The organism is Pseudomonas paraglycinae (assembly GCF_021601625.1).
GTDB lineage: Bacteria > Pseudomonadota > Gammaproteobacteria > Pseudomonadales > Pseudomonadaceae > Aquipseudomonas > Aquipseudomonas paraglycinae.
Map to the genome: position 1 here is coordinate 35,251 of NZ_BQHR01000019.1, position 25,655 is coordinate 60,905.

Sequence of the window (25,655 nt, forward strand, 5' to 3'; positions counted from 1 at the left end):
GAAAATCAGGCTTCTGCGATGACTTCGTCAGCTTGCATGCCTTTCTGGCCTTGCACTGCAACGAAGGTCACTTTCTGGCCTTCTTTCAGGCTCTTGAAGCCGTTGCCCTGAATGGCGCGGAAATGCACGAACAGATCCGGACCGCTTTCTGGAGTGATAAAACCAAAACCTTTCTCGTCGTTAAACCACTTGACGGTACCGCTCTGACGTTGGGACATTTCTTATTTCCTTTGACGCAAAAATTGATGACAGTCTCCTTCTCATGAAAGAGTACTGGGGCTGGTTGCAGGAGAGTAAGAAGACGTCGAACGGGATGTAGCTAACTTGTAGGCTACTGCCCAGGTCACGATTCCAAGCTGACCCATGCAAACACAGTGGACAAACTCTACGCCAACTACGGGAGGAAAAACAAGCCCCGCGAAGGCCCCGGTTTTCCTGCGCTTGCTGGTACTTAGTCGGTCCACTAGTCCGGCTTATTCGATTGGCTTGTTCAATTGTTTTCGAACGTTATAAGCCAAGTTCATATTCGAATCGAATGTAAACGGAGTGCACTGTTTTATGGCGATCGCGTTACACATTAGTGCACGCATAACGCAATCGCGTTACTTATAGAAACAGTCAATCAATCGCGATAGTAGCGTTGTGGAACAAATGGCATTTTGCTTACAAGCAATGGCACCTTTTTCCCACGAACAATCGCCCAAACTGGCGTGTCGAGTGCGACGTAGGCGCTGTCCAGGTAACCCATGGCCAACGGACCGCCCAGGGTCGGGCCGAAACCGCCGCTGCACACGCTGCCGACGATTTCGCCAGCGTCGTTGACGATCTCTGCACCTTCACGGACCGGCGTACGCTCTTGCGGCAGCAGGCCGACGCGTTTGCGCTGAACGCCGTTGTGCTGTTGAGCGAAGACCTGTTCTGCACCCGGGAAACCACCGGCACGTGCACCATCGGCACGCCGAGGCTTGGAGATTGCCCACAGCAGGCTGGCTTCGATCGGGGTGGTCTCGGTGTTCATGTCGTGGCCGTACAGGCACAGGCCGGCTTCCAGGCGCAGCGAGTCACGGGCGCCGAGGCCGATGGCGGCGACTTCCGGTTCGGCGAGCAGGGCGCGGGCGAGTTTTTCTGCGTCGGCTGCCGGAACCGAGATTTCGAAACCGTCTTCACCGGTGTAGCCCGAACGGCTGACAAAGCAGTCAACGCCCAGCAGCTTCACGCGGGTGAATTGCATGAAAGTCATTTTCGCCACTTCCGGCGCCAGGCGCGCCAGCACGGTCACGGCAGCCGGGCCTTGCAGGGCGAGCAGGGCGCGTTCTTCGAACAGTTGCTCGATCTTGCACTGGTCGCCGATGTGTTTCTGCAGATGGGCCAGGTCCTGGTCCTTGCACGCGGCGTTGACCACCAGGAACAGCTCGTCATTGCCGAGGTTGGCGACCATCAGGTCATCGAGGATGCCGCCGGTTTCGTTGGTGAACATCGCGTAGCGCTGCATGCCCACCGGCAGGTCGATGATGTCCACCGGCACCAGGGTTTCCAGGGCTTTGGCGGCATTGGCGCCGGTCAGGCGGATCTGGCCCATGTGCGAGACATCGAACAGCCCGGCCTGCTCACGGGTGTGCTGGTGTTCTTTCATCACGCCCAGCGGGTATTGCACCGGCATGTCGTAGCCGGCGAACGGCACCATGCGGGCGCCGAGTTCGATGTGCAGAGCGTGCAGCGGGGTTTTCGACAGTTGTTCGGTGGACATGCGTGACTCCTTGATTCACACCAACCCTCTCCCGGAGGGAGAGGGGGCCAGTTTTGTGTTCTCTCCCAAAGGGAGAGCGAGTTTATGGCGCGATCAGCACTCGATAATGTTGACCGCCAGACCGCCACGGGCGGTCTCCTTGTATTTGCTTTTCATGTCGGCGCCGGTCTGGCGCATGGTGCGGATGACCTTGTCGAGGGAGACGAAGTGCTGCCCGTCTCCGCGCATGGCCATGCGCACGGCGTTGATCGCCTTGACCGAACCCATGGCGTTGCGCTCGATGCACGGCACCTGCACCAGCCCGCCAATCGGGTCACAGGTCAGGCCGAGGTTGTGTTCCATGCCGATTTCAGCGGCGTTTTCGACTTGTTGCACGCTGCCGCCAAGGACTTCGCACAACGCGCCGGCCGCCATCGAACAGGCCACGCCGACCTCGCCCTGACAACCGACTTCGGCACCGGAGATCGAGGCGTTTTCCTTGTACAGAATGCCGATGGCCGCGGCGGTGAGCAGGAAGCGCACCACGCCGTCATCGTTCGCACCGGGAATGAAGCGCATGTAGTAATGCAGCACCGCAGGGATGATCCCCGCTGCGCCATTGGTTGGTGCCGTGACCACGCGCCCGCCGTTGGCGTTTTCTTCGTTGACGGCGAGGGCGTAGAGGTTGACCCAGTCCAGCAACGACAGCGGATCGCGCAGCGACGATTCCGGGTTCTTGCACAGTTGCCGGTGCAACGCCGCCGCCCGCCGCTTGACCTTGAGCCCACCCGGCAGGATGCCTTCGTTGCGACAGCCGGCGGCCACGCAGTCCTGCATCACTTGCCAGATTTTCAGCAGGCCGGCGCGGGTTTCCGCTTCCGGGCGCCAGGCGCTTTCGTTGGTCAGCATCACCTGGCTGATCGACAGCCCGTAGGTGGCGCAGTGACCGAGCAAGTCCTTGGCACTTTTGAACGGGAAGGTCAGCGGGGTGGCGTCTTCGACGATCCGGTCGGCGCCGGCCGCGTCTTCGTCGACCACAAACCCACCGCCGACCGAGTAGTACTCGCGGCTGCGGATCTGCAATCCCGCCGCATCGAAGGCGCGGAAGATCATGCCGTTGGGGTGATAGGCCAACGGCTTGCGGATCATTGCCAGGTGTTCTTTCTCGTTGAACGCAATGCTGTGTTCACCGAGCAGGTTCAAACGCCCGTTGCCACGAATCTCCGCGAGACGGGCGGCGACGGTTTCGGTATCCACGGTGTCCGGGTGTTCACCTTCCAGGCCCAGCAGCACGGCCTTGTCGCTGCCGTGACCCTTGCCAGTGGCGCCGAGGGATCCGTACAACTCGACCCTGACGCTGGTGGTGGCCGACAACAGGTTTTCCCGACGCAGGCCTTCGACGAAGCGCGCAGCTGCGCGCATCGGGCCGACGGTGTGGGAGCTGGAGGGGCCGATGCCAATCTTGAACAGGTCGAACACGCTTAACGACATGGTTGTTCTCCGGTTTCTTGTTATAGGCACATCAGGCACGCATGAAAGGGGCGGGCTAACCCGCCCCTTTACAGGTCAAGCGTAGCTTTCGATCGACGGGCAGGCGCAGACCAGGTTGCGGTCGCCGAACACGTTGTCGACGCGACCGACCGGCGGCCAGTATTTGCCTTCGATCAACGACGCCACCGGGTACACCGCCTGTTCGCGGCTGTACGGGTGAGTCCACTCGCCAACCAGTTCCGCTGCGGTGTGCGGAGCGTTCTTCAGCGGGTTGTCGTCCTTGTCCAGGGTGCCGTTTTCCACTGCGCGGATTTCTTCGCGGATGCGGATCATGGCGTCGCAGAAGCGATCCAGTTCTTCCTTGGATTCGCTTTCGGTCGGCTCGATCATCAGCGTGCCGGCCACCGGGAACGACATGGTCGGGGCGTGGAAGCCGAAGTCGATCAGACGCTTGGCGACGTCATCGACGCTGATGCCGCTGCTGTCTTTCAACGGACGCAGATCCAGAATGCACTCGTGCGCCACCAGACCGTTGCTGCCGGTGTACAGCACCGGGTAGTGCTCTTCCAGGCGACGGGAAATGTAGTTGGCATTGAGGATCGCCAGTTGCGAAGCGCGTTTGAGACCTGCGCCACCCATCATGCGAATGTACATCCAGGTGATCGGCAGAATGCTCGCGCTGCCGAACGGTGCTGCACAGACCGCGCCTTCCTTGCGTTCCATGTGGCCGTGGCCCGGCAGGAACGGGGTCAGGTGCGACTTGACGCCGATCGGGCCGACGCCCGGGCCGCCACCGCCATGCGGAATGCAGAAAGTCTTGTGCAGGTTCAGGTGCGACACGTCGCCGCCGAACTTGCCCGGTGCGCAGAGGCCGACCATCGCGTTCATGTTGGCGCCGTCGATGTACACCTGGCCGCCGTTGTCATGAATGATGCCGCAGATTTCGCGGATGCCTTCTTCGAACACGCCGTGGGTCGACGGGTAGGTGATCATCAGCGCCGCGAGGTGTTCGCGGTGCTCGATGGCCTTGGCGCGCAGGTCTTCGATGTCCACGTTGCCACGGGCGTCGCACGCGGTCACGACCACGCGCATACCGGCCATGTTGGCGGTCGCCGGGTTGGTGCCGTGGGCGGACGACGGGATCAGGCAGATGTCGCGACGGTCTTCGCCACGGCTCTGGTGATAGGCGCGGATCGCCAGGAGACCTGCGTACTCACCTTGGGAACCGGCGTTCGGTTGCAGCGAGATCGAGTCGTAACCGGTGGCGGCACAAAGCATCGCTTCCAGCTCGTCGGTCAGTTGCTGGTAACCGGCGCTTTGCTCGGCCGGGGCGAACGGGTGCAGGGCGCCGAATTCGGCCCAGGTCACCGGGATCATTTCGCTGGCAGCGTTGAGTTTCATGGTGCACGAACCCAGCGGGATCATGGTGCGGTCCAGTGCCAGGTCCTTGTCCGCCAGTTTGCGCAGGTAGCGCATCAGCTCGGTTTCCGAGTGATAACGATTGAACACCGGGTGGCTGAGGATTGGCGACTGACGCACCAGCGCGGCTGGAATCGTGCTTTGCGCGGCAGCGGCCAGCGCAGCGAAATCCGGCAGGGTCTTGCCGTCGGCGAACAGGCCCCACAGGGTTTCGATGTCGGCCTGGGTGGTGGTTTCGTCGACCGACAGGCCCAGGCGCTGGGCATCGATCACCCGCAGGTTGATCTGTTGGGCGCGAGCCTTGTCGTGCAGCGCGGCAGTTTGCGCACCGGTGGCCAGGGTCAGGGTGTCGAAGAAGCTGGCTTGCTCGACGGTCACGCCCAGTGCGCTCAGGCCCTTGGCCAGGATCGCGGTCAGGTGATGCACGCGGTTGGCGATCTGGGTCAGGCCTTTCGGGCCGTGATACACGGCGTACATGCTGGCAATGTTGGCCAGCAGCACTTGCGCGGTGCAGATGTTCGACGTGGCTTTCTCGCGGCGGATGTGTTGCTCGCGGGTCTGCATCGCCAGACGCAGGGCCGGTTTGCCGAAGCGGTCAACCGAAACACCGACCAGACGGCCGGGCATGTCGCGCTTGAACGCATCTTTGGTGGAGAAATAAGCCGCGTGCGGGCCACCGAAGCCCAGCGGAACGCCGAAACGCTGGGCGCTGCCGATCGCCACGTCCGCGCCGAACTCGCCCGGCGGGGTCAGCAGGGTCAGCGCCAGCAGGTCAGCGGCCACGGCCACCAGTGCGTTGGCGGCGTGGAAGCGTTCGGTCAGTTCGCGGTAGTCGAACACATCACCGTTGCTGGCCGGGTATTGCAGCAGCGCGCCGAAGAACGGCGTCACGTCGGTCAGTTCGCGTTCATCGCCCACGACCACGTCGATGCCCAGTGGCTCGGCACGGGTGCGCAGTACGTCGAGGGTTTGCGGGTGGCTGTGGATCGAGGCGAAGAATTGGTGGCTGCCCTTGTTCTTGCTCAGGCGTTTGCAGAAGGTCATGGCTTCGGCAGCGGCGGTGGCTTCGTCGAGCAGGGAGGCGTTGGCGATCGGCAAGCCGGTGAGGTCGCTGATCAGGGTCTGGAAGTTCAGCAGCGCTTCGAGACGGCCCTGGGAAATCTCCGGCTGGTACGGGGTGTAAGCGGTGTACCAGGCCGGGTTTTCCAGCAGGTTGCGCAGGATCGGCGATGGCGTATGGCAGTTGTAGTAGCCCTGGCCGATGTAGGTCTTGAACAGTTGGTTCTTGCCGGCGATGCCTTTGATCATCGCCAGGGCATCGGCTTCGCTCAGGCCGTCGTCGAGGCCGAGCACGCTGGTGCCCTTGATGCTTTCCGGGATGACGCTGGCGCTCAGGGCTTCGAGCGAGTCGAAGCCGAGGCTGTTGAGCATGGCTTGCTCGTCACCGGCGCGCGGGCCGATGTGACGGGCGATGAATTCGTTGGCAGTGCCGAGATTTACTTGGGTCATGTCAGGTTCCTCAGGCTTCGGCTTGGGCTTTGATCAGGCGGTCGTAGGCGTCCTGATCCAGCAGCTTGGAGACGGCGGAAGCGTCGGCTGGCTTGAAGCGGAAGAACCAGCCTTCGCCCAGCGGATCTTCGTTGACCAGCTCAGGGCTGTCTTCCAGGGCCGGGTTGGTGGCCAGGACTTCACCGTCCAGTGGCATGTAAACGCCGCTGGCGGCTTTTACCGATTCCACGGTGGCGGCTTCGGCGCCTTTCTCGTACGCCTGCAATTCAGGCAGTTGCACGAACACCACGTCGCCCAGGGCGTTCTGCGCAAAAGCGGTGATGCCAACGGTGACAGAACCATCGGCTTCGGCGCGCAGCCATTCGTGATCTTCAGTAAAACGCAACTCGCTCATGGAATCTCCTAGGGGCCAGACTCGTCTGGTGGACGCGGTGGAATACTCGGGCGGCAATGCCCTGATTTTATGAGCGGTTACTTAGCAAGAACGCGGCCAAAATAAAAATATCGTTATAAATCAATGGTTTGATCGATTTGTGAGCGAGCGCGATCACGTTGGCTGTAGCGAAATCGCTACAGCGTGAGGCGAAGAAAAAAGCTGAACCGGATCAAAGCCTTGCACAGCGGTGATCGAAGGAGGGTGTAGCGATATCGTTCCGCTGTAGCGCTTTCAGTACAGATGGAGGTCGTTTTTGGCGCGGTCTCAGGCTTTGTCCGGAATCCCGTACTTGCGCAGCCGATGGGCAATTGCGGTGTGCGAGGTTTGCAGGCGGCTGGCCAGTTGGCGGGTCGAGGGATAGCTGACGTAGAGTTTTTCCAGCAGCGATTTCTCGAAGGCTTCGACGGCTTCTTCGAGGCTGTCGACGTCGGTGTCGGTCTGGCGTGCCACGGAGGTGCCGGCGATATCGAGGTCGCCGATGTCCACCAGGCTGCTTTCGCAGATGGCGGCGGCGCGGAAGATCACGTTCTGCAATTGCCGCACGTTGCCCGGCCAGCGGTTGCCGAGCAGCGCCGGGTAGGTGCCCGGTGCGAGGCGGCAGACCGGGCGCTGGATCTGCGCGCAGGCCTGCTGCATGAAATAGCGCGCCAGCAACAGAATGTCCTGACCGCGTTCGCGCAACGGCGGCACTTCAACGTTGAGCACGTTGAGGCGGTAGAACAGGTCTTCGCGGAACAGGCCTTCGCTGACCATTTTTTCCAGGTCGCGGTGGGTCGCGCTGAGGATCCGCACGTTGACCTTCACCTCACGATCGCCGCCGACCCGACGGAAGCTGCCGTCATTGAGAAAACGCAGCAGTTTGGCCTGCAAGTACGGCGACATCTCGCCGATCTCGTCGAGGAACACCGTGCCCTGGTTGGCCAGTTCCATCAGCCCCGGTTTGCCGCCGCGTTGTGCGCCGGTAAAGGCGCCGGGGGCGTAGCCGAACAGTTCGCTCTCGGCGAGGTTCTCCGGCAGGGCCGCGCAGTTCAGCGCGAGGAATGGCGCGCTGTGCCGGGCGCTGATGGCGTGGCAGGCGCGGGCCACCAGTTCTTTGCCGGTGCCGGTTTCGCCCTGGATCAGCAGCGGCGCATCGAGGGCCGCGACGCGCTGGGCGCGGGCCTTGAGGGTGCGGATTGGCGGCGATTCACCGAGCAGCGCATCGAAACCTTCGGCGTGATCGTGATGCAGCGCCGAGAGTTGTTCGCCGATGCGGTTCGGCTGATACAGGGTCAGCAGCGCGCCGGCGTCGGTGATCGGCGTGGCGTCGAGCAACAGGGTCTGGCCGTTGACGGTGATTTCTCGCAGCGGCAGGCGGAAGCCTTGTTCGAGCAGGGTTTCGAGCAGGCCCGGATCGTTGAACAGTTCCGAAACGCTTTCACCCGCCGGCTCACGGCCGTACAGGGCGATCAGTGCCGGGTTGGCCAGCAGCACCTTGCCGGCGCTGTCCAGCGCCAGCACCGGGTCGGTCATTGCCGCGAGCAACGCGTCGAGCTGCAAGTGCCGACGCTGGCCGGGGAGGATGTCGACCACGGTTACTGCTTCTACACCACGCACGCGAAACAGCGCATCTTTCAGTTCTTCGAGTACTTGCGGGCTCAAGGTCGGGGCGTCGATGTAGACGTTGGGCGGGATCATCTCCACCGCATCCAGATTGAGATTGCGCCCACCGAGGATAGCCAGGACTTCCTGGGTGATGCCGACGCGGTCGATGAAGCTGACGTGGATACGCATGGGGCGGTTCTGGGTTCTGGAGTGCGGAGGGGGGCAAGTATGCCTTAAATCAAAAGCACCCTCACCCCAGCCCTCCCGAAGCGTCGGACCGCCCGGAGGGAGAGGGAGCTGACCGAGGTGTCTGAGGTTTGACATCGACCTGAAAGAACCAGTCGATTATGGATTCGGTAAAGCAGGTTCAGGTCGGCGTAACTCTGAAATATCCCCGGATCAGTCCCCTCTCCCTCCGGGAGAGGGTTAGGGTGAGGGGCTTTTGGGGGTTACTCGAAATGCTCGGGATTGACCGGATCCCCGGATTTCATATTCAACTTCATGCGGATGTCTTCAAACATCAGGTCGTAATGCTTGTGCACCGAGCCGATCTGGCTGTGGCTCTTGGGGATCCCGTACTTTTCGGCGATCTGCGTCACGTTACGAGCGAAGTTATAAGCTTCCTCCTTGGGCAGAAAGAACGGTTCGTTGACCTCTTTGCCCTGCATGCTGCCATGCAGGGTGAACTGTATCCCTTTGCCTTTCTGGGGATCGGTGAACACTTCATAGTCGAGGTGCACGTTGTAATTGACGTCGTCGTCAGTCAACGCATGCCGCTCAATATGCAAATGACCGGGTTCGAACTGGGCCATGGGTTTCTCCTTTCAAGGCATGGGAGAAGGGCAGACATGAAGTCTGCCCCCGGAGTTTCTTTTTATCGGTAGGTGATGCCCGGCGCTGCCGTGCTGACCCGCGTACCGGCGGTGCCCTGGACGATGGCTTCGATGTCCGAGAGCGAACCGATCACCGCGACCTTGCCAGTATGGCGTGCAAATTCACAGGCTGCCTGCACCTTCGGCCCCATGGAGCCGGCGGCGAAGCCCAGGCGTTCGAGTTCGTCCGGGTGGGCCTGGGCGATGGCTTTCTCGGTGGGTTTCTTGAAGTCGATGTACGCCGCGTTGACGTCGGTGGCGATCACCAGCAAGTCCGCCTCCAGCTGTTCGGCCAGCAGCGCCGAGCACAGGTCCTTGTCGATCACCGCTTCGATGCCTTGCAGCTTGCCGTGAGCGCCATACATGGTCGGGATGCCGCCACCACCGGCGCAGATCACGATGCTGCCCTTGTCCAGCAGCCACTTGATCGGGCGGATTTCAAAGATGCGTTTCGGCCGCGGGCTGGCCACCACACGGCGGAACTTGTCGCCGTCCGGGGCGATGGCCCAGCCTTTTTCAGCGGCGAGTTTTTCTGCTTCGGCCTTCTCGTAGACCGGGCCGATCGGTTTGGTCGGATTCTTGAAAGCCGGGTCGTTGGCATCGACTTCGACCTGGGTGAGCAGGGTGGCGAACGGGACTTCGAAGTCCAGCAGGTTGCCCAGTTCCTGTTCGATGATATAGCCGATCATGCCTTCGGTTTCGGCACCGAGCACGTCCAGCGGGTAAGGGGTGACGGAAGTGTAGGCCGCCGCCTGCAACGACAGCAGGCCGACTTGCGGACCATTGCCGTGGGCGATGACCAGTTGGTTGCCGGGATGGATCTTGGCGATTTGCTCGGTGGCGATGCGGATGTTGGCGCGCTGGTTGTCAGCGGTCATCGGCTCACCACGGCGGAGCAGGGCGTTACCGCCCAGAGCTACGACGATACGCATGGTGCATGTCCTTTTTTCGTGTTGATCGCTGATCGTTCCCACGTCGAGGCGTCGAACCGTCCGCGTGGGAATGCCGCCACGGACGCTCCGCGTCCGCTGTGACGCAGAGCGTCACCGGATGCATTCCCACGCGGGAGCGTGGGAACGATCATCTTCAGCCAGTTACAGGTCTGCCAAAGTCGACACCAGAATCGCCTTGATGGTGTGCATGCGGTTTTCCGCTTGCTCGAAGGCGATGCAGGCAGGCGACTCGAACACGTCGTCGGTCACTTCGATGCCGTTTTTCAGGTGTGGATACTGTTCGGCGATCTGTTTGCCGACCTTGGTATCGCTGTTGTGAAACGCCGGCAGGCAGTGCATGAACTTGGTGCGCGGGTTGCCGGTGGCTTTCATCAGCTCAGCGTTGACCTGATACGGCAGCAGTTGCTGGATTCGCTCGGCCCAGGCTTCCACCGGCTCGCCCATCGATACCCAGACATCGGTGTGGATGAAGTCCACGCCTTTGACCGCCGCTTTCGGGTCTTCGGTCAGGGTGATGCGGGCGCCGCTTTCCTCTGCGTATTTTTTGCAGCGATCGACCAGATCGTCGTGCGGCCACAGGGCTTTCGGCGCGCAGATGCGCACGTCCATGCCGAGTTTGGCGCCGATCAGCAGCAGCGAGTTGCCCATATTGTTGCGCGCGTCGCCCAGGTAGGCGTAGCTGATCTCGTGGATCGGCTTGTCGGCGTGCTCACGCATGGTCAGCACGTCGGCAATCATCTGGGTCGGGTGATATTCATCGGTCAGGCCGTTGAACACCGGCACGCCGGCGAACTTGGCCAGCTCTTCGACGATTTCCTGCTTGAAGCCACGGTACTCGATGGCGTCGTACATGCGACCCAGCACGCGGGCTGTGTCCTTCATGCTTTCCTTGTGGCCGATTTGCGAGGAGTTCGGGTCGATGTAGGTGACGTTGGCGCCCTGGTCATAAGCGGCGACTTCGAACGCGCAGCGGGTGCGGGTCGAGGTTTTTTCGAAGATCAGGGCGATGTTGTTGCCCTTCAGGTGTTGCTGCTCGGTGCCGGTGTACTTGGCGCGCTTGAGGTCGCGGGACAGGTCGAGCAGGTAGCGCAGCTCACGTGGGGTGTGGTGTTCCAGGCTGAGCAGGTTACGGTTGTGAATGTTGAACGCCATGATGATTCTCCTTGGATTCGGTAATCGGCCCGGCCGCTACGGGATAGGTGCGGCCGGGGAGATGGTCGTTTAGTAATCGATAGGGTCGCGGATGATCGGGCAAGTCATGCAGTGGCCGCCGCCGCGGCCACGACCGAGTTCGCCGGCGCTGATGGTGATGACCTCCACGCCCGCCTTGCGAAGCAGGGTGTTGGTGTAGGTGTTGCGGTCGTAGCCGATGACCACGCCCGGCTCCACGGCCACCACGTTGTTGCCGTCATCCCATTGCTCGCGTTCGGCGGCGAAGCTGTTGCCGCCGGTTTCGACGACGCGCAGTTTCGGCAGGTTGAGGGCTTTGGCCACGACGTCGAGGAAGGTGCCTTCTTCGCGACGGATGTCGATGCCGCCCTGTTTGCTTTCGTCAGGGCGCAGGGTGAAGGCTACGATCTGGTTGACCACTTCCGGGAAGATCGTGACGAGGTCGCGGTCGCAGAAGCTGAACACGGTATCCAGGTGCATCGCCGCTCGAGACTTCGGCAGGCCAGCGACGATGACTTTTTCCACGGCCTTGTTCTTGAACAGGTTCAGTGCCAGTTGGCCGATGGCCTGACGGGATGAACGCTCGCCCATACCGATCAGCACCACGCCGTTGCCGATTGGCATGACGTCGCCGCCTTCGAGGGTCGAGCTGCCGTGATCCTTGTCCGGATCGCCGTACCAGATCTCGAACTCGGCGTTGGTGAACTGCGGATGGAATTTGTAGATGGCGGTGGTCAGCAGCGTTTCCTGACGACGCGCCGGCCAGTACATCGGGTTCAGCGTCACGCCACCGTAAATCCAGCAGGTGGTGTCGCGGGTGAACTGGGTGTTCGGCAGCGGCGGCAGAATGAAACTGGAGTGGCCGAGGAAGTCGCGGAACATCTGGATGGTCTTGCCACCGAAGCTGTCCGGCAGGTCGTCGGCGGACACGCCGCCAATCAGGAATTCGGCGATGTGTCGCGGCTCCAGGCTTTTCAGCCAGGATTTGACTTCGTTGATCAGGCCCAGGCCCACCGAATCGGCGGTGACCTTGCGATCGAGGATCCAGTCCAGTGCTTCGGGGTTGCCGACGATGTCGGTCAGCAGGTTGTGCATTTCCAGCACGTCGATCCCGCGCTCACGCATCTTGGTCACGAAGTCGAAGTGGTCGCGCTTGGCCTGGGCGACCCACAGCACGTCATCGAACAGCAGTTCATCGCAGTTGTTCGGGGTCAGCCGCTGATGGGCCAGACCTGGGGAGCAAACCATGACTTTGCGCAGTTTGCCGGCTTCGGAATGGACGCCGTACTTAACTTTTTCCGTGGTCATTTCAGTGATCCTCCAGAGAGAAAACGTTGGGCAATTACAGAGTCAGGAAGCCGTCATACAGTCCGTAGGCTGCCACCAGGGCGCCCACGACCACTGCGGCGAAAATCAGCTTCTCGACGTTGGTGAAAACCGGTTGTTTGAGTTCGAGCTTGGCCTTGGCGAACAGGATCGCGCCGGGGGCATAGAGCAGGGCCGACAGCAGCAGGTACTTCACGCCGCCGGCGTAGAGCAGCCACACCGCGTAGATCAGGGCGATGGCGCCGATGATCAGGTCCTTGCGCCGTTCGGCCGCGAAGCCTTCGTAGCTTTCGCCGCGCACCGCCAGCAGCAGGGCGTAGGCCGCCGACCACAGGTACGGCACCAGAATCATCGAAGTGGCGAGGTAGATCAGCGACAGGTAAGTGCTGGCCGAGAACAGGGTGATGATCAGGAACAGCTGCACCATCGCGTTGGTCAGCCACAGGGCGTTGACCGGCACGTGGTTGGCGTTCTCCTTGCGCAGGAACTCCGGCATGGTGTGGTCCTTGGCGGCGGCGAACATGATCTCCGCACACAGCAGCACCCACGACAGCAACGCCCCAAGCAGCGAGATGATCAGACCGACGCTGATCAGCACCGCGCCCCAGTGACCGACCACGTGCTCCAGCACGGCGGCCATCGACGGGTTCTGCAGTTTGGCCAGTTCCGGCTGAGTCATGATGCCCAGCGACAGCACGTTCACCAGCACCAGGAACAGCAGCACGGTGATGAAACCGATCACGGTGGCTTTACCCACGTCCGAACGTTTTTCCGCCCGGGCCGAGAAGATGCTCGCGCCTTCGATGCCGATGAACACCCACACGGTGACCAGCATCATGTTGCGCACCTGGTTCATCACGCTGCCCAGATCCGGGTTTTTCACGCCCCAGATGTCAGCGGTAAAGATGTCCAGTTTGAAGGCGAAGATCGCGATCAGCACGAACAGCAGCAGCGGCACGACCTTGGCGACAGTGGTCACGAGGTTGATGAACGCCGCTTCCTTGATCCCGCGCAGCACCAGAAAGTGCACGCCCCACAGCAGGACAGAGGCGCCGATCACGGCAGCAACGGTGTTGCCTTCCCCAAAAACCGGAAAGAAGTAGCCGAGGGTGCTGAACAGCAGAACGAAGTAACCGACGTTGCCCAGCCAGGCGCTGATCCAGTAACCCCAGGCCGAAGAGAAACCCATGTAATCGCCGAAACCGGCCTTGGCGTAGGCGTAGACACCGCCGTCCAGGTCAGGCTTGCGATTGGCGAGGGTTTGAAAGACGAAAGCGAGGGTGAGCATGCCGACTGCGGTGATGGCCCAGCCAATCAGGACCGCGCCGACGTCGGCACTGGCGGCCATGTTTTGTGGCAAAGAGAATATCCCGCCACCGATCATTGAACCGACTACCAATGCAACCAGTGCACCTAGTCGTAGTTTTCCGGGAGCTTCAGACATTGCATGACTCCATTGCAGGAGAGAAGAGTTCACAGCGTAGTTCTGTTGGCTTTTCAAACAGCTGACTTAGATCAGTGCATGGTCACATTCCATTGTTAATGAATGACTTATGAAACGTCTGAAGGCATAAAGCTATTGTCTGGAAGGCCCGTCCTAGAGGCGTTTTGTCAAAAGTGGTTAAGAATGGATCCTATTACTTTCGAATTATCACGCTAGTTCCTTTTCAGGTTTTGGCAAATTTTTCACCGCTGTTTTCAGTACAGAATTGATTTATTAGGATTCGCGCACAAAACTGTCTGAGCGTGCTACGGCGTTAGCGCCAATGGCTATATATAAAGGGCGCAAGTTGGCGTTATTCAATAAACGTCATTACGCTTTATCCATTTAGTTAAAAGCCGGTTGCATAACGGTTTCGCGGCATTCGCCGCTCTGGAACTTGGAGACGCTGGAATGTCGCAACCGACGCAAAAGCTGCGCCTTGGCGCACTGATCGCCCTGGTGGTGGGTTCGATGATTGGCGGGGGGATATTTTCCCTGCCGCAGAACATGGCAGCCCGGGCTGATGCCGGGGCCATCCTGATCGGCTGGGGCATCACCGCAATCGGCATGCTCACCCTGGCCTTCGTGTTCCAGACCCTGGCCAATCGCAAACCGGAACTGGACTCCGGCGTGTATGCCTACGCCAAGGCCGGGTTCGGCGACTACATGGGGTTCTCTTCGGCGTGGGGTTACTGGATCAGCGCCTGGCTGGGTAACGTCGGGTATTTCGTGTTGCTGTTCAGCACCCTCGGCTACTTCTTTCCGGTCTTCGGCCAGGGCAATACGCCGATTGCCATCGGCTGCGCTTCGGTGTTGCTGTGGGCCGTGCACTTTCTGGTGATGCGCGGGATCAAGGAGGCAGCGCTGATCAATCAGCTGACCACGGTGGCCAAGATCATTCCGTTGATCATGTTCGTGGTCATCGCCGCCGTGGCCTTCAAGGCGGACGTGTTTACCCGCGACATCTGGGGCCGCAGCAACCCGAATTTCGGCGGCGTGATGGATCAGGTGCGCAACATGATGCTGGTCACCGTGTTCGTGTTCATCGGTATCGAAGGCGCCAGCGTTTACTCGGCACGGGCGGAGAAGCGCTCGGATGTGGGCCGGGCCACGGTGATCGGTTTCATCGGTGTGCTGGCGCTGCTGGTGCTGGTCAATGTGTTGTCGCTGGGGATCATGAGCCAGCCGGAACTGGCGACCTTGCAGAACCCGTCGCTGGCCGCCGTACTGGAACACATCGTCGGGCCATGGGGCGCACTGCTGATCAGCGTGGGCCTGGCCATTTCGTTGCTCGGTGCGTTGCTGTCGTGGGCGCTGTTGTGCGCGGAGATCCTGTTCGCCACCGCCAAGGACAACACGATGCCGGCGTTCCTGAAGAAGGAAAACGCCAACCATGTGCCGGTCAATGCGTTGTGGCTGACCAACGTGATGATCCAGATTTTCCTCCTGATCACGCTGTTTTCCGCCGGCACTTACACCAGCCTGATTTACCTCGCCTCCTCGATGATTCTGGTGCCGTATCTGTGGTCGGCGGCCTACGCCGTATTGCTCAGCGGACGGGGGGAAACCTATGAACATGCCTCCGCCGAACGCACCAAGGATCTGCTGATCGGCGGCATCGCGCTGTGTTACGCGGTGTGGCTGTTGTATGCCGGCGGGGTGAAATACCTGCTGCTGTCGGCGCTGCTGTATGCGCCGGGGGTGATCCTGTTCGCCAAGGCCAAACATGAGCAGGGCGAGCCGCTGTTCACCACGCTCGAGAAGGGGATTTTCACCTGCGTGATCGCCGGGGCCGGGCTCGCGGCGTATGGGTTGTACAGCGGCGTGTTATCCCTGTGAGATTGCGGCTCGACTATCAGGGATCCTGCGACTGGCCGGCAATGCTCGAGTTTCTCGCGGCCCGCGCAGTGGTCGGGATGGAGACGGTGGCCGATGGCGTGTATTCGCGCAGCATCGGGTTGAACGGGTTTCACGGCACGGTTTCGGTCTGGCCCGGTGACGGTGATGCGCTGGAGGTGGAGCTGGATTTCCCGGATCCGTCGGCGGTTCCCGAGATTGTTGCGCGTTTGCGACGGATGTTTGATCTGGATGCGGATCTACCCACGATGTAGCGGCATCTGGCGGTAGATCCGCTGCTGGCGCGGCTGATCGCCGAACGGCCGGGGTTGCGGGTGCCGGGGGCGTGGGATGGTCTGGAACTGGCGTTTCGCGCGGTGCTGGGGCAGCAGATCACCGTGGTGGCGGCGATTCGACTGGCGGGGAAACTGGTGGCGCAGTATGGCGAGCCTTTGCGTTCTTCAGTGCCGGGCCTGACCCACGTCTTTCCTCAGGCAAAGGTTTTGGCAAACGCTGATCTGGCGGCGCTGGGCATGCCGAAAAGTCGCGGGCGGACCTTGTCCGGGGTGGCGCAGGCGTCATTGGACGATCCGCTGCTGTTTGCCTCCGGGACGGCGCGGTTGCTGGCGCTGCACGGGATTGGCGACTGGACGGCGCAGTACATTGCCCTGCGCCAGTTGCGGGACATGGACGGGTTTCCGACTGGCGATGTGGGGTTGCTGCGGGCGCTGGAAGTGCTGGAGGGGGAACGGGTGACGGCGCGGGAGTTGTCTGTTCGGGCTGAAGCCTGGCGGCCGTTTCGGGGGTATGCGGCGCAGGTGTTGTGGGCTTCTTTGAGCCGATTCGACTGAGTTTTTCGTTTTCGACTTGAAACCCATGCCCTCACCCCAGCCCTCTCCCGGAGGGAGAGGGAGCCGACCGAGTTGTCTCGCATCATCCATCGACCTGAAAAATCGAGTCGATTTTGGATTCGGCGAGAAAGGGTCAAGTCGGTGTACTTCTCAAATATTCCCCAATCGGCTCCCTCTCCCCCCGGGAGAGGGCTGGGGTGAGGGCAGCGATCTCAAACCATGCACAAATCTCAAAACCACTGCGGACGATGCGACCCCAACTCAGTCGCCGGCAAAGCCCACTGCAACGGCGCTCCAGCAATACGCAGCGGCGTTTGAAGCCGACGTGCCGGCCCCCATGGCGTGTGTTCCATCTGTAAGCTCTGGTCCTTTGCCTCCTCCGGACGCAACGCTTCGTCCGTCCCAGCCCCACGCTCAACCAACAACTTCGCCGTCCGCGCCAGCGACAACCGTGCCGATCCACCTCGACCACTGCGTAACCGTTCAGCCAGCAACCGAATCACACTCGCCGCCATCAGATACCCCGTCGCATGATCCAGCGCCTGCACCGGCAGCGGTGTCGGTTTGTCCGCTTGCTTCCAGCGCTGTCCGGCCTCGGCAATCCCGCTGCTCATCTGCACCAGACTGTCGAAGCCCCGACGGTTCTGCCACGGGCCGCTCCAGCCGTAGGCGTTGAGGCAGACATCGATCAGCCCCGGCGCCAGTTGCCGGCGGCGTTCAGCGCCGAAGCCAAGATGTTCAAGGGCGTCGGCGCGATAACCGTGCAGAAGAATGTCGGCATCCTTGAGCAGGCTTTCGAATACTGCGCGATCTGCCGGAGCATGCAGATCCAGTCGCGCACAACGTTTGCCGAGGGTCACTTCCGGCACCACGCCGGGTTCATTCCAGGTCGGCGGGTCGATGCGCAGCACGTTGGCGCCCAGCCCTGCAAGAAAGCGGCTGGCGGTCGGGCCAGCCAGTACGCGAGTCAGGTCGAGCACCTTGAGCCCGGCCAATGGCCGCTCCACCGAGCCTTGCCAGGGTTGATGACTTACGTTTTTCTCATCACTGAAATGCACCAAGGGTTCGGCATTCACCGCCAGCCCTTGGGGATGCTTCTGCCACTGTTCCCAGCTGCGCATTTCAGCCGCACAGCCCTTGGCCTCGACCACCGCTCGCTCCAGATCGGCACTGGCCCACTGCGCGACTTTCGCCGCCATTGCCGCGCGGTCGGCACAGGCACCGAGCACGCGTTCAGCGGCGGCGCGGTGATGCGGGGCGTTGGTGTGCAGGCGGATCCAGCCGTCTCGGGTTGCGTAGTCGCCGGCCACCGGATCCCACAGCGGCGGCACTTCCCAGCCGATCGGTCGCAGCGAGGTGGCGAACCAGAACGAGGCGAGGCGGCGGTCGACTTCTACAGTGGGCAAGTCGCCGGTTTGCTGCTGAAGGAGTTCGGCGACAGCTTGCCCGGCAACGGCGATGCTCGCGCAGGCAAGGTCGGTGACGGCAAACGCCGAAGGTAGGGCGCCCTCGCCAGTGAACGGAATCGGCGTGGGGGACAAGCCGATTGCGGCTTGAATGGACATGAGCAGATCAGTCATCGAAGGCCCTCCGGAAGAGGGCCTGATCATAGATCAAATCAGACGCGGAACTGATCCATCAATTTCATCTGCTGGCTGGCCAGGGCGTTGAGCTGGCTACTGATCGCCGCCGATTCGGTGGCCTGTTCGGTCAGGGTTTCGGTGACGGTACGGATCGCCGAGACGTTGCGGTTGACCTCTTCGGCCACGGCGCTTTGCTGTTCGGCGGCGCTGGCGATCTGCAGGTTCATGTCGCTGATCACGGTAACCGCGTCGCTGATCTTGCCGAGGGCGTCCACGGCCTGGCGGATCTGCCCGGCGTTGTTGTGAGCCTGGGTCTGGCTCGAGTGCATGGTCGCGACCACTCCACGGGTGCCGGTCTGGATGCGCTCGATCACCACGCGGATTTCTTCGACCGAATCCTGGGTGCGCTTGGCGAGGTTACGGACTTCATCTGCCACCACCGCAAAACCACGACCGCTTTCACCGGCACGGGCCGCTTCGATCGCGGCGTTCAGCGCCAGCAGGTTGGTCTGCTCGGCAATGCTGCGGATCACTTCTAGCACCGAACCGATCTGCTCGCTGTTGACTGCCAGCTCTTCGACTTCGGTCACGGCTTTGCTGACTTCATCGGCCAGTTGGTTGATGTCGCGGGTGCTGCGCTCGATGATCGACATCCCGTCCTTGGCCGACTGATCGGCGCCTTTCGCCGCGTTGGCCGCATTCGACGCGCTGTTCGCCACGTCGTGAGCGGTGGCGCTCATTTCGTTGGAGGCGGTCGCTACCTGATCGATCTCGCGGAACTGCACCTGCATGCCTTCGCTGGTCTGGCGGGCGATTTCCGATGACTGATCGGCGGTGCCACGGGCCTCGGTGATGCTCTGTTTGATCTGGGCGATGGTCGGTTGCAGCTTGTCGAGGAAGCGGTTGAACCAGTTCACCAGTTCGCCCAGTTCATCTTTCTTGGTGTAGTTCAGGCGCTGCGTCAGATCACCTTCACCGCTGGCGATGTTCTTCAGCATTTCGGCGACGCTGTTGATCGGACGGGTCACGCCGGAGGCGGTGAGCCAGATCAGCAACAGACCGATCAGGCCGGCGATCACGGCCACCGCCAATGCGGTAATCGTGCCGGTTTGCTGCGCGTCGTCGAGCACAGCCTGGAGCTTGACCGAGTCGGCCAGCAGCACTTGTTTCGGCAGGTCGATGACCACGCCCCAGGCCTTGGAGTCGGCAATCGGGTTGACCGGATACACGGCGCGGATCAGGTCGCCCCGCTCGAGAATCTTCGGTGTGCCGGCACTCAGCAGTTGCAGCACGTCCTTGCCCTCGGCGCCGAGGGTGTCGCCGATGCTCTTGCCGACCTTGCCGGCATCCGCGCTGTAGGCACCGAGCACGCCGCTGCCGGAGACGATCAGCATGTGCCCGGCGCTGTTGAACAGGTCACGCTGAGAGTCCACGGCCGCCGCTTGCAGGGCGTCGAGGGCGATGTCGACACCGACCACGCCGATGGCCTTGCCGTCCACCAGCAGGGGCACGGAAATGGTGGTCATGAGCATTTCCTTGCCGCCCACGGTGTCGGCGTAAGGATCAAGCAGGCAGGTACGTTTGTTGTCGCGAGGGCAGGTGTACCAGCTGTTGTAAGGCGTGCCGCTGACGCTGAGGGTGGTCTTGTTCATGTCGTCTTCGACCATGATCGTGTTCAGCGACGGACCCGCAGCACGGCTCCAGTAACTGGCGAAACGTCCCGCCTCGTTGGACTGGCGCGCGGCATCGTTGGCGAATTCGCTGTCCTTGCCGTCCAGTCCGTTGGGTTCGAACGCCAGCCAGATGCCAAGCACCTTGCTGTTGCGCTCGAAGGCGGTTTTCAGGCTCTGGTTCAACTCTTCACGCAGGGCGCCGGCGTCCAGCGAACGCTTGGCGGCCATCACTCGCATGTCCTTGATCTGGTCTGCCAGGGCGGTGATCACCAACAGGCTCTCGCCGAAGGTTTTCTGCACCCGCACCGCTTGCTCGGCAGCCTTGGCCTGCAACAGGTCCTGCACGCTGGCGGTGAGCATCTTGCTGCTGGAAGCACTGACCAGTTCGTCGTTCTGGTTGGTCTGGTAAATGTTGATGCCAACGATCAGCGCGACCACACCGAGCAGGCAGAGGCCGGAGAGCAGGACGATTTTCAGGCGAATGGACAGAGAGTCGAACATGGGACGTTCTCGCGAATGGATGAGCTGTTGGCTAAGAGGCAGGAAGGTGCCCGGTTCGCCAAATCCATTCAGCGCCATTCAATGCTCATCGGCGCGAGGCGGGTACGCATGAGTTGCAAGCCGACGAACGGTCACGGCTAAACGTTTGCGCGAGTAAATGCCCTGAAAACAAGAGAAAAATCAGGAAATCTTCGGCAGCGCTTCCGGTCGCGACCAGATCCACAGATTGCCCATCGTCATCCCGGCAATCGCCAGATAGATCGGCCAGCCGTGATCGAGCATCACCAGCATCAGCGTGGCGCACAGCAACATGCTGACGGTGGCGCTGACCTTGGCTTTGCGGGCGATGATCTTGCCGTTGCGCCAGTTACTCAGGATCGGCCCGAACAGCCGATGGTTTTCCAGCCAGGCACTCAGGCGCGGCGAGCTGCGGGTCGCGGCCCAGGCGGCGAGCAGGATGAACTCGGTGGTCGGCAGGCCGGGCACGACGATGGCGATCAGACCGATGCCGAGACTGACATAGGCAAGCAGACCGAACAGCAGGCGGGCGAGTCGGGAGGCGGCGGGTTGGGGCATGGGCTCAGCGAGAGGCTTATGTGACAAGGTGGGAATCTTACAGACTTACGCAACTCCTTGTGGGAGCTGGCTTGCCAGCTATAGCGTCCGGTCAGTCGACAGGGATGTTGTCTGACACGCCGTCATCGCTGGCAAGCCAGCTCCCACAGGTTTTACGGTGTGGCTGGGATCAGGCCGGTTCGGTTTCTGTGGCGTAAGCCTGTTCCAGCAGCACGGTGAAGCGGTTGAACGCATCGATCGCGCCTTGCTCCACTTCCGCTTCTTCTTCAGCACTGAATTGCAGCGAATCGAGGGTACGCACAAAGCTCTTCCAACCTTCGGCGCGACCGCCTTCAGGCTCGCCCAGATGACGGGCGCCAAAGGTTTCGCTCAGGTCCAGCGCGACCGCGCGTTTGATCAGGAACGCAGCGCCGAGCTTGGAACCCTCGGAGACGAAGATCCAGCCCAGGGCGCGGGCCTTGCTCGGGTTTTTTACGGCGCCGGCGACTGGCGCAGGCACTTCGGTGTCAAGGTCGGCGAGGTCGGCCCTGGCCGCTTCGGCGCGGCAGCGGGCCGGCAGGTCTGGGACGATGGCGGTCAGTTCGGCATCGTTGTACAGCGACACCAGTTCCGACTGGAACAGGTACTGCGCGACCACGAAACGGGCGAAGTTGGCGCGGGTCTCGAACGGCGCGTGGGCCTTGACCAGGGCATCGAGCTTGCTGTGCGGCTCGTGGGTGATCTGGTTCAGGCGTTGCGAACGCAGGGCTTTTTCCGGGGTGCTCATGAGATGTCCTTGAAAAGAAGAGGCGCTTGATAACGAGACGTACGGGCAAGCGCCGGACAGTAAAAAAACCTCACGGCGCGGCAATGCATGCGCGCCGTGAGGTCATCCGGATCAGATATCCCAGACCAGGTTGATCGCGAAGTTGCGACCCGGCTGGGTCAGGCGATCGAGGTTGGCCGGTTGTGTCACCGAGGCTTCGCCGACGCTGTCGTAACCGCGCACGTCATCCCACAGCCAGTATTTCTTGTCGGTCAGGTTGTAGATGCCGCCGCTGACGGTGACGTCGTCGGTGACCTTGTAATAACCGGCCAGATCGAGAATGCCGAAGCCCGGCGACTTGAATTGACTGCTGACACCGTCCGGCGATTTGAAGTTGCTGTCGTCGACGCGATCCTTCTTCTTGACCACGGTCCAGCTCAGCAGGCCGCCGTAGTTGTCCTGGTCATAACCGAGGCCGAACACGCCGGTCAGCGGGTTGACGCTGTTCAAAGGCTCGCCGTTGTCGTTGTTGCGTCCATAGGCGTAGGAGATCGAACCCTGGGTGTACAAGCCTTGCGGCGCGCCGAAGGAATCCAGGTTCAGACGACCTTTGACTTCGGCACCCTTGATGGTGGCGTGCTTGATGTTGCTGGACTGGAACGTCAGCTCGCTGTAGCCCGGGGTGACGGCGTCTTCGTTGATGAAGTCGCGGTACTTGTTATAGAACACCGCCACGTCGAACGAGCCTTGCTCGAAGTTGCCGCGCAGGCCGGTTTCATAGCTTTTGCTCTTTTCCGGTTCCAGGTCCGGGTTCGGCGCCACGTTGTAGCCGGTGGTGCTGTTCTCGAAGCGGCCGTACAGCGCTTTCGCGGTCGGGGTGCGGAAGCCTTCGGCGTATTGGCCGTACCAGGTGTAGTTGTCGGTCAGTGCGTAGGTCAGGCCGAATTTCGGCGAGACTTTATGCCAGGTCTTGTTCTCGTCGCTGACCGTGCCGTTGCCGTCGGCTGCCACGGTGTTGAGGAATTCCTGGGTGATGTGCGGCTTGAGCTGGGTGTAGTCGTAGCGCAGGCCTGGCAGGAAGGTCCAGTTGTTCCAGCTGATCTGATCCTGGGCGAACAGGCTGTAGGTGTTGATGGTCGGGTCCGGGAAGTCACTGGATTTTTTCAGCACGTCGGCTGCGCTGGTGGCGCCGATGGCGGTGCAGCCGCGACCGACCGCCAGGCACTTGCCGTCGCCGCTGCGCGAGCCGGTAACTTTCTGCTGCTTGATTGTGGTGCCGTAAGTCAGCACGTGATCGGTGTCACCGATGGCGAATGCCTTGTCCAGTTGCGCGTCGAAGACCCACTGTTTTTCTTCGTAGATCGTGTCGCGGGTGCGCAGCACTTTACGGGTGATCGGGTAATAGAACTCGTCGGTGCTCTGGTCGGTCTTGGCGGTCTGGTGGTTGAGGCTCCACTTCACGTTGTCCGCCAGCAGGCTGTCGAGCTCGAAGTTGTGCTCCAGGCCGAAACGCTCGCGGGTGATGGTGTCGTTGCCGGTGCGCCACTGGTACATGCCGCCGGGCAGCACGCTGTTCGGGATCGTCGGGGCGCCGTTGAAGTACGGGCCGCCGTAGGCGCTTTTCTGATCGGTGTCGCGATCATCCTTGTACTTTTCGTAGGTCAGGCCCAGGCGCGAACCTTCGTTGTAGTTCCAGCCGATCTTGGCCAGCACGTTCGTGGCTTTCACGTCTTCCGGGTTGGCGGCGGTACGCTCAAGACCGGTGCCGTTGTTGCTGCCGTAGGAATCGGTTTCGTGGCCGTCGCGCTGGCTGTAGTGCAGCAAACCGTCGAACTGGTCGGCGCGACCGGCGACGGTGGCGGATTTCAGCCAGCTCTCATCGGCGGAGCTGTAGCCGGTTTTCAGGCGGGCACCGACGTCTTTGCCGGGCTTGATGATGTCGTCCGGGTCGAGGGTGTAGTAGCTGACGGCGCCGCCGATGGCGTTGCTGCCGTACAGCACCGAGGCCGGGCCGCGAAGAATTTCGACGCGTTTGACGATTTCCGGGTCAACGTAATTGCGCTGAGTCTTGGCGTACGGACCATTGAAGAAACCGTCCGGCACTTCGACGCCGTCGACCTGAGTCAGAATCCGGTCGCCGTCGATGCCGCGAATGTTGTAGCCGCTGATCCCGCCACGCTGGCCGGCGCCGCCCACGGATACGCCCGGCTCGTAGCGCACCAGATCCTTGATGGTGTTGACGTTGTTGCGGTCCAGATCCTGACGGGTCTGCACGGTGACAGTGGCCGGCACGCTGTTGATCGACTGTTCCTGACGGGTGGCGCTGATGGTCACCTGGTCGAGGTTAAGCGCGCCGCTGCTGGCGCGTTTTTCCAGCACGACGTTGTTGTTGCTCAGTTTGCGGAAGCTCAGGTTGGTCCCCACCAACAGACGCTCCAGGGCTTTTTCCGGTGGCAGCGAACCGCGCACGCCCGGCGACGACACGTCCTGCCCCAGTTCCGCCGGCAAACCGACCTGCCAGCCGGTGACCGCGGTGAACGCATTGAGCGCCGACACCAGCGGCTGCTGGGCAATGGCGAACGAGTAGTCGCCCATGTTGCGCGTCGGCTGTTCGGTGGCGGCCATCAGCGGCGCGGTGCCGGCCATCAGAATGGCGGCGGTCAGCAGCGACAGCACGCGGGAAGGGGAAGAAGTCTGGCGGGTAAGGCGAGAGGACATCGATAGCGCTCCGTGTCGCACGAATCTTTATAGGTGCTGATTGATCTCGCGAGATGCGAATCAATTGCATTGGCTATAACGAGACGAACGAGCTTCGACTATCGAGTAAAAATAATTCTCATTTAGTTCAAGATCACCAGCGCCGGGAATTCCCGAAGCTTGGCCGAGGTGATATGAGCGAGCGAACGCACCACGTCCAGCGGCTGGTCGAGACGGTAATTGCCGGTGACGGCGACGTCGGCCAACTGATCGTTGGTGTTGATGATGAAGCCCGGGTAGTAGCGGCGCAGTTCGGCCAGCACCTGGTTCAGCGGGCAGTTCTCGAAGATCAGCCGACCCTGCACCCAGGCCAGATCGGTGGCGGCGTCGACCTTGGCCGGACGGTCGAAACCGTTCGGGCCGATGCGGATGCTTTCCCCGGCGGACAGCCGCACACGGGCATCGTCACGGGTCGCCCGCAGATCGACATCGCCGCGCTGCACCCGCACCTGCGCCACGCCGTCCAGATAACGCACGGCGAACGCGGTGTCGCGCACGCTTGCCTTCACCGGCCCGGCGTCGATTTCCAGCGGCTGGCTGCGGCTGGCCGGGATCTCGAAAAACGCTTCGCCCTGATACAGCCGCGCGATTCGCTGCTGATCGTTGATGGTGCTGGAGAACGCGGAATTGGTGTTGAGCAGGACTTTCGAACCGTCCTCGAGTTGCAGGCGCTGACGCTCGCCGACCACGGTCAGGTGATCGGCCTGCAGACGCATCGGCAGGTTGCTGAAACTGAACAGCCCGAGCAGCAGCACCGCGGCGGTGGCCAGCGGTTTCCAGTGCGGACGCAGGCGAGTGAGGACGGTAACTTTCTTCGGTTTGGCCGCGAGGTTTTGCGCGCACTGAGCGATCTGCGGGCCGTCCCAGATTGCCTGAGCCTTGGCGAACGCCTCGGCATTCAACGGATCGGCCGCCAGCCAGGCATGGAATTGCCGGGTCTGCTCCTCGTCCGGACTGCCGAGCACGATGAGCCAGTCCAGAGCCTGGTCCATTGCGCTGGCGGCGTCCTGCGCCGATGAAGGCGAAGGGGAGCGGTGGGTGTCCGTCACGGTGTTTCCTCGGCAGTGTCTGTGCACGGCTGTTTTTTTAGTGAAGCGTAAAAGTCGGGCAAGGGTAACAAAGCCCGATGATCAGTGCAGTCGATCCTGTCGAATACCGACAAGG

General features: G+C 61.6%; 18 protein-coding genes and 2 pseudogenes. 2 read left to right on the forward strand and 18 right to left on the reverse strand.

Annotated elements, in window-relative coordinates; genetic code table 11:
- Positions 1 to 5: 5 nt before the first annotated feature.
- From L6D82_RS23860 to arcD (L6D82_RS23910), 11 genes are all read right to left on the reverse strand, one after another.
- Entirely contained in the window at positions 6 to 218 is a 213-nt protein-coding gene (locus L6D82_RS23860; RefSeq protein WP_011335634.1) for a cold-shock protein, read from the reverse strand.
- Between the two features lie 404 nt (positions 219 to 622).
- A complete protein-coding gene (gcvT, locus tag L6D82_RS23865; protein ID WP_236191795.1) occupies positions 623 to 1,747 on the reverse strand; it encodes a glycine cleavage system aminomethyltransferase GcvT in 1,125 nt (374 codons plus the stop codon).
- Positions 1,748 to 1,840: 93 nt separating this feature from the next.
- Positions 1,841 to 3,217 (reverse strand): L-serine ammonia-lyase, encoded by a 1,377-nt coding sequence (locus L6D82_RS23870; RefSeq protein WP_236191796.1) that lies wholly within the window; start codon positions 3,215 to 3,217, stop codon positions 1,841 to 1,843.
- A gap of 75 nt (positions 3,218 to 3,292) precedes the next feature.
- Positions 3,293 to 6,145 carry an aminomethyl-transferring glycine dehydrogenase gene (gene gcvP / locus L6D82_RS23875; protein WP_102687257.1) on the reverse strand — a complete coding sequence of 951 codons (2,853 nt, stop codon included), beginning with the start codon at positions 6,143 to 6,145 and terminating at the stop codon, positions 3,293 to 3,295.
- A 10-nt stretch (positions 6,146 to 6,155) separates the two neighbouring features.
- Positions 6,156 to 6,539, reverse strand: a complete 384-nt coding sequence (gene gcvH / locus L6D82_RS23880) for a glycine cleavage system protein GcvH (RefSeq protein ID WP_102687258.1) — start codon at positions 6,537 to 6,539, stop codon at positions 6,156 to 6,158.
- A gap of 306 nt (positions 6,540 to 6,845) precedes the next feature.
- Entirely contained in the window at positions 6,846 to 8,354 is a 1,509-nt protein-coding gene (locus tag L6D82_RS23885; protein ID WP_085745196.1) for a sigma-54-dependent transcriptional regulator, read from the reverse strand.
- A gap of 260 nt (positions 8,355 to 8,614) precedes the next feature.
- Positions 8,615 to 8,977, reverse strand: a complete 363-nt coding sequence (locus tag L6D82_RS23890; protein ID WP_011335628.1) for a DUF5064 family protein — start codon at positions 8,975 to 8,977, stop codon at positions 8,615 to 8,617.
- 62 nt (positions 8,978 to 9,039) lie between these two features.
- On the reverse strand, positions 9,040 to 9,969 hold the full coding sequence (arcC, locus tag L6D82_RS23895; RefSeq protein ID WP_007951187.1) for a carbamate kinase: 930 nt from the start codon (positions 9,967 to 9,969) through the stop codon (positions 9,040 to 9,042).
- A 162-nt stretch (positions 9,970 to 10,131) separates the two neighbouring features.
- Positions 10,132 to 11,142 (reverse strand): ornithine carbamoyltransferase, encoded by a 1,011-nt coding sequence (locus tag L6D82_RS23900; protein ID WP_011335626.1) that lies wholly within the window; start codon positions 11,140 to 11,142, stop codon positions 10,132 to 10,134.
- Positions 11,143 to 11,211: 69 nt separating this feature from the next.
- Complete coding sequence (gene arcA, locus L6D82_RS23905) at positions 11,212 to 12,468, reverse strand: arginine deiminase (RefSeq protein ID WP_236191797.1); 1,257 nt, start codon at positions 12,466 to 12,468, stop codon at positions 11,212 to 11,214.
- Positions 12,469 to 12,502: 34 nt separating this feature from the next.
- A complete protein-coding gene (gene arcD / locus L6D82_RS23910) occupies positions 12,503 to 13,930 on the reverse strand; it encodes an arginine-ornithine antiporter (protein ID WP_085745194.1) in 1,428 nt (475 codons plus the stop codon).
- 450 nt (positions 13,931 to 14,380) lie between these two features.
- On the opposite strand from arcD (L6D82_RS23910), the gene arcD (L6D82_RS23915) reads away from it, so the two are divergent.
- Both arcD (L6D82_RS23915) and L6D82_RS23920 read left to right on the forward strand, forming a co-directional pair.
- Positions 14,381 to 15,808 carry an arginine-ornithine antiporter gene (arcD, locus tag L6D82_RS23915; protein WP_007951183.1) on the forward strand — a complete coding sequence of 476 codons (1,428 nt, stop codon included), beginning with the start codon at positions 14,381 to 14,383 and terminating at the stop codon, positions 15,806 to 15,808.
- A pseudogene (locus tag L6D82_RS23920) lies at positions 15,805 to 16,656 on the forward strand (DNA-3-methyladenine glycosylase family protein). Before arcD (L6D82_RS23915) ends, L6D82_RS23920 begins: the two are co-directional and overlap by 4 nt.
- Before the next feature lie 230 nt (positions 16,657 to 16,886).
- Here the strand turns inward: L6D82_RS23920 and L6D82_RS23925 are convergent.
- The 7 genes and pseudogenes from L6D82_RS23925 to L6D82_RS23950 form a co-directional block, all read right to left on the reverse strand.
- Positions 16,887 to 18,236: a CoA transferase gene (locus L6D82_RS23925; protein WP_236191798.1), complete on the reverse strand. Its 1,350-nt coding sequence runs from the start codon at positions 18,234 to 18,236 to the stop codon at positions 16,887 to 16,889.
- A 38-nt stretch (positions 18,237 to 18,274) separates the two neighbouring features.
- Positions 18,275 to 19,030, reverse strand: a complete 756-nt coding sequence (locus tag L6D82_RS28755; RefSeq protein ID WP_371320921.1) for a methyl-accepting chemotaxis protein — start codon at positions 19,028 to 19,030, stop codon at positions 18,275 to 18,277.
- Between the two features lie 102 nt (positions 19,031 to 19,132).
- Positions 19,133 to 20,491 (reverse strand): annotated as a pseudogene (locus L6D82_RS28760) (methyl-accepting chemotaxis protein); the annotation flags it as partial.
- 102 nt (positions 20,492 to 20,593) lie between these two features.
- Entirely contained in the window at positions 20,594 to 20,989 is a 396-nt protein-coding gene (locus L6D82_RS23935) for a YbaN family protein (RefSeq protein WP_108563072.1), read from the reverse strand.
- Between the two features lie 169 nt (positions 20,990 to 21,158).
- Positions 21,159 to 21,755, reverse strand: a complete 597-nt coding sequence (locus L6D82_RS23940; RefSeq protein ID WP_236191799.1) for a biliverdin-producing heme oxygenase — start codon at positions 21,753 to 21,755, stop codon at positions 21,159 to 21,161.
- Positions 21,756 to 21,866: 111 nt separating this feature from the next.
- Positions 21,867 to 24,452, reverse strand: coding sequence for a TonB-dependent receptor (locus L6D82_RS23945; RefSeq protein ID WP_236191800.1), 2,586 nt, complete (start codon positions 24,450 to 24,452; stop codon positions 21,867 to 21,869).
- Positions 24,453 to 24,574: 122 nt separating this feature from the next.
- Positions 24,575 to 25,540 carry a FecR family protein gene (locus tag L6D82_RS23950; protein ID WP_236191801.1) on the reverse strand — a complete coding sequence of 322 codons (966 nt, stop codon included), beginning with the start codon at positions 25,538 to 25,540 and terminating at the stop codon, positions 24,575 to 24,577.
- Positions 25,541 to 25,655: the final 115 nt, after the last annotated feature.

Bases quoted from the DNA above. Each gene is read 5' to 3' on its own strand.
- L6D82_RS23860 (WP_011335634.1), bottom strand. From the start codon at position 218: ATGTCCCAACGTCAGAGCGGTACCGTCAAGTGGTTTAACGACGAGAAA.
- gcvT (WP_236191795.1), bottom strand. From the start codon at position 1,747: ATGTCCACCGAACAACTGTCGAAAACCCCGCTGCACGCTCTGCACATC.
- L6D82_RS23870 (WP_236191796.1), bottom strand. From the start codon at position 3,217: ATGTCGTTAAGCGTGTTCGACCTGTTCAAGATTGGCATCGGCCCCTCC.
- gcvP (WP_102687257.1), bottom strand. From the start codon at position 6,145: ATGACCCAAGTAAATCTCGGCACTGCCAACGAATTCATCGCCCGTCAC.
- gcvH (WP_102687258.1), bottom strand. From the start codon at position 6,539: ATGAGCGAGTTGCGTTTTACTGAAGATCACGAATGGCTGCGCGCCGAA.
- L6D82_RS23885 (WP_085745196.1), bottom strand. From the start codon at position 8,354: ATGCGTATCCACGTCAGCTTCATCGACCGCGTCGGCATCACCCAGGAA.
- L6D82_RS23890 (WP_011335628.1), bottom strand. From the start codon at position 8,977: ATGGCCCAGTTCGAACCCGGTCATTTGCATATTGAGCGGCATGCGTTG.
- arcC (WP_007951187.1), bottom strand. From the start codon at position 9,969: ATGCGTATCGTCGTAGCTCTGGGCGGTAACGCCCTGCTCCGCCGTGGT.
- L6D82_RS23900 (WP_011335626.1), bottom strand. From the start codon at position 11,142: ATGGCGTTCAACATTCACAACCGTAACCTGCTCAGCCTGGAACACCAC.
- arcA (WP_236191797.1), bottom strand. From the start codon at position 12,468: ATGACCACGGAAAAAGTTAAGTACGGCGTCCATTCCGAAGCCGGCAAA.
- arcD (WP_085745194.1), bottom strand. From the start codon at position 13,930: ATGTCTGAAGCTCCCGGAAAACTACGACTAGGTGCACTGGTTGCATTG.
- arcD (WP_007951183.1), top strand. From the start codon at position 14,381: ATGTCGCAACCGACGCAAAAGCTGCGCCTTGGCGCACTGATCGCCCTG.
- L6D82_RS23925 (WP_236191798.1), bottom strand. From the start codon at position 18,236: ATGACTGATCTGCTCATGTCCATTCAAGCCGCAATCGGCTTGTCCCCC.
- L6D82_RS28755 (WP_371320921.1), bottom strand. From the start codon at position 19,030: ATGCAGGTGCAGTTCCGCGAGATCGATCAGGTAGCGACCGCCTCCAAC.
- L6D82_RS23935 (WP_108563072.1), bottom strand. From the start codon at position 20,989: ATGCCCCAACCCGCCGCCTCCCGACTCGCCCGCCTGCTGTTCGGTCTG.
- L6D82_RS23940 (WP_236191799.1), bottom strand. From the start codon at position 21,755: ATGAGCACCCCGGAAAAAGCCCTGCGTTCGCAACGCCTGAACCAGATC.
- L6D82_RS23945 (WP_236191800.1), bottom strand. From the start codon at position 24,452: ATGTCCTCTCGCCTTACCCGCCAGACTTCTTCCCCTTCCCGCGTGCTG.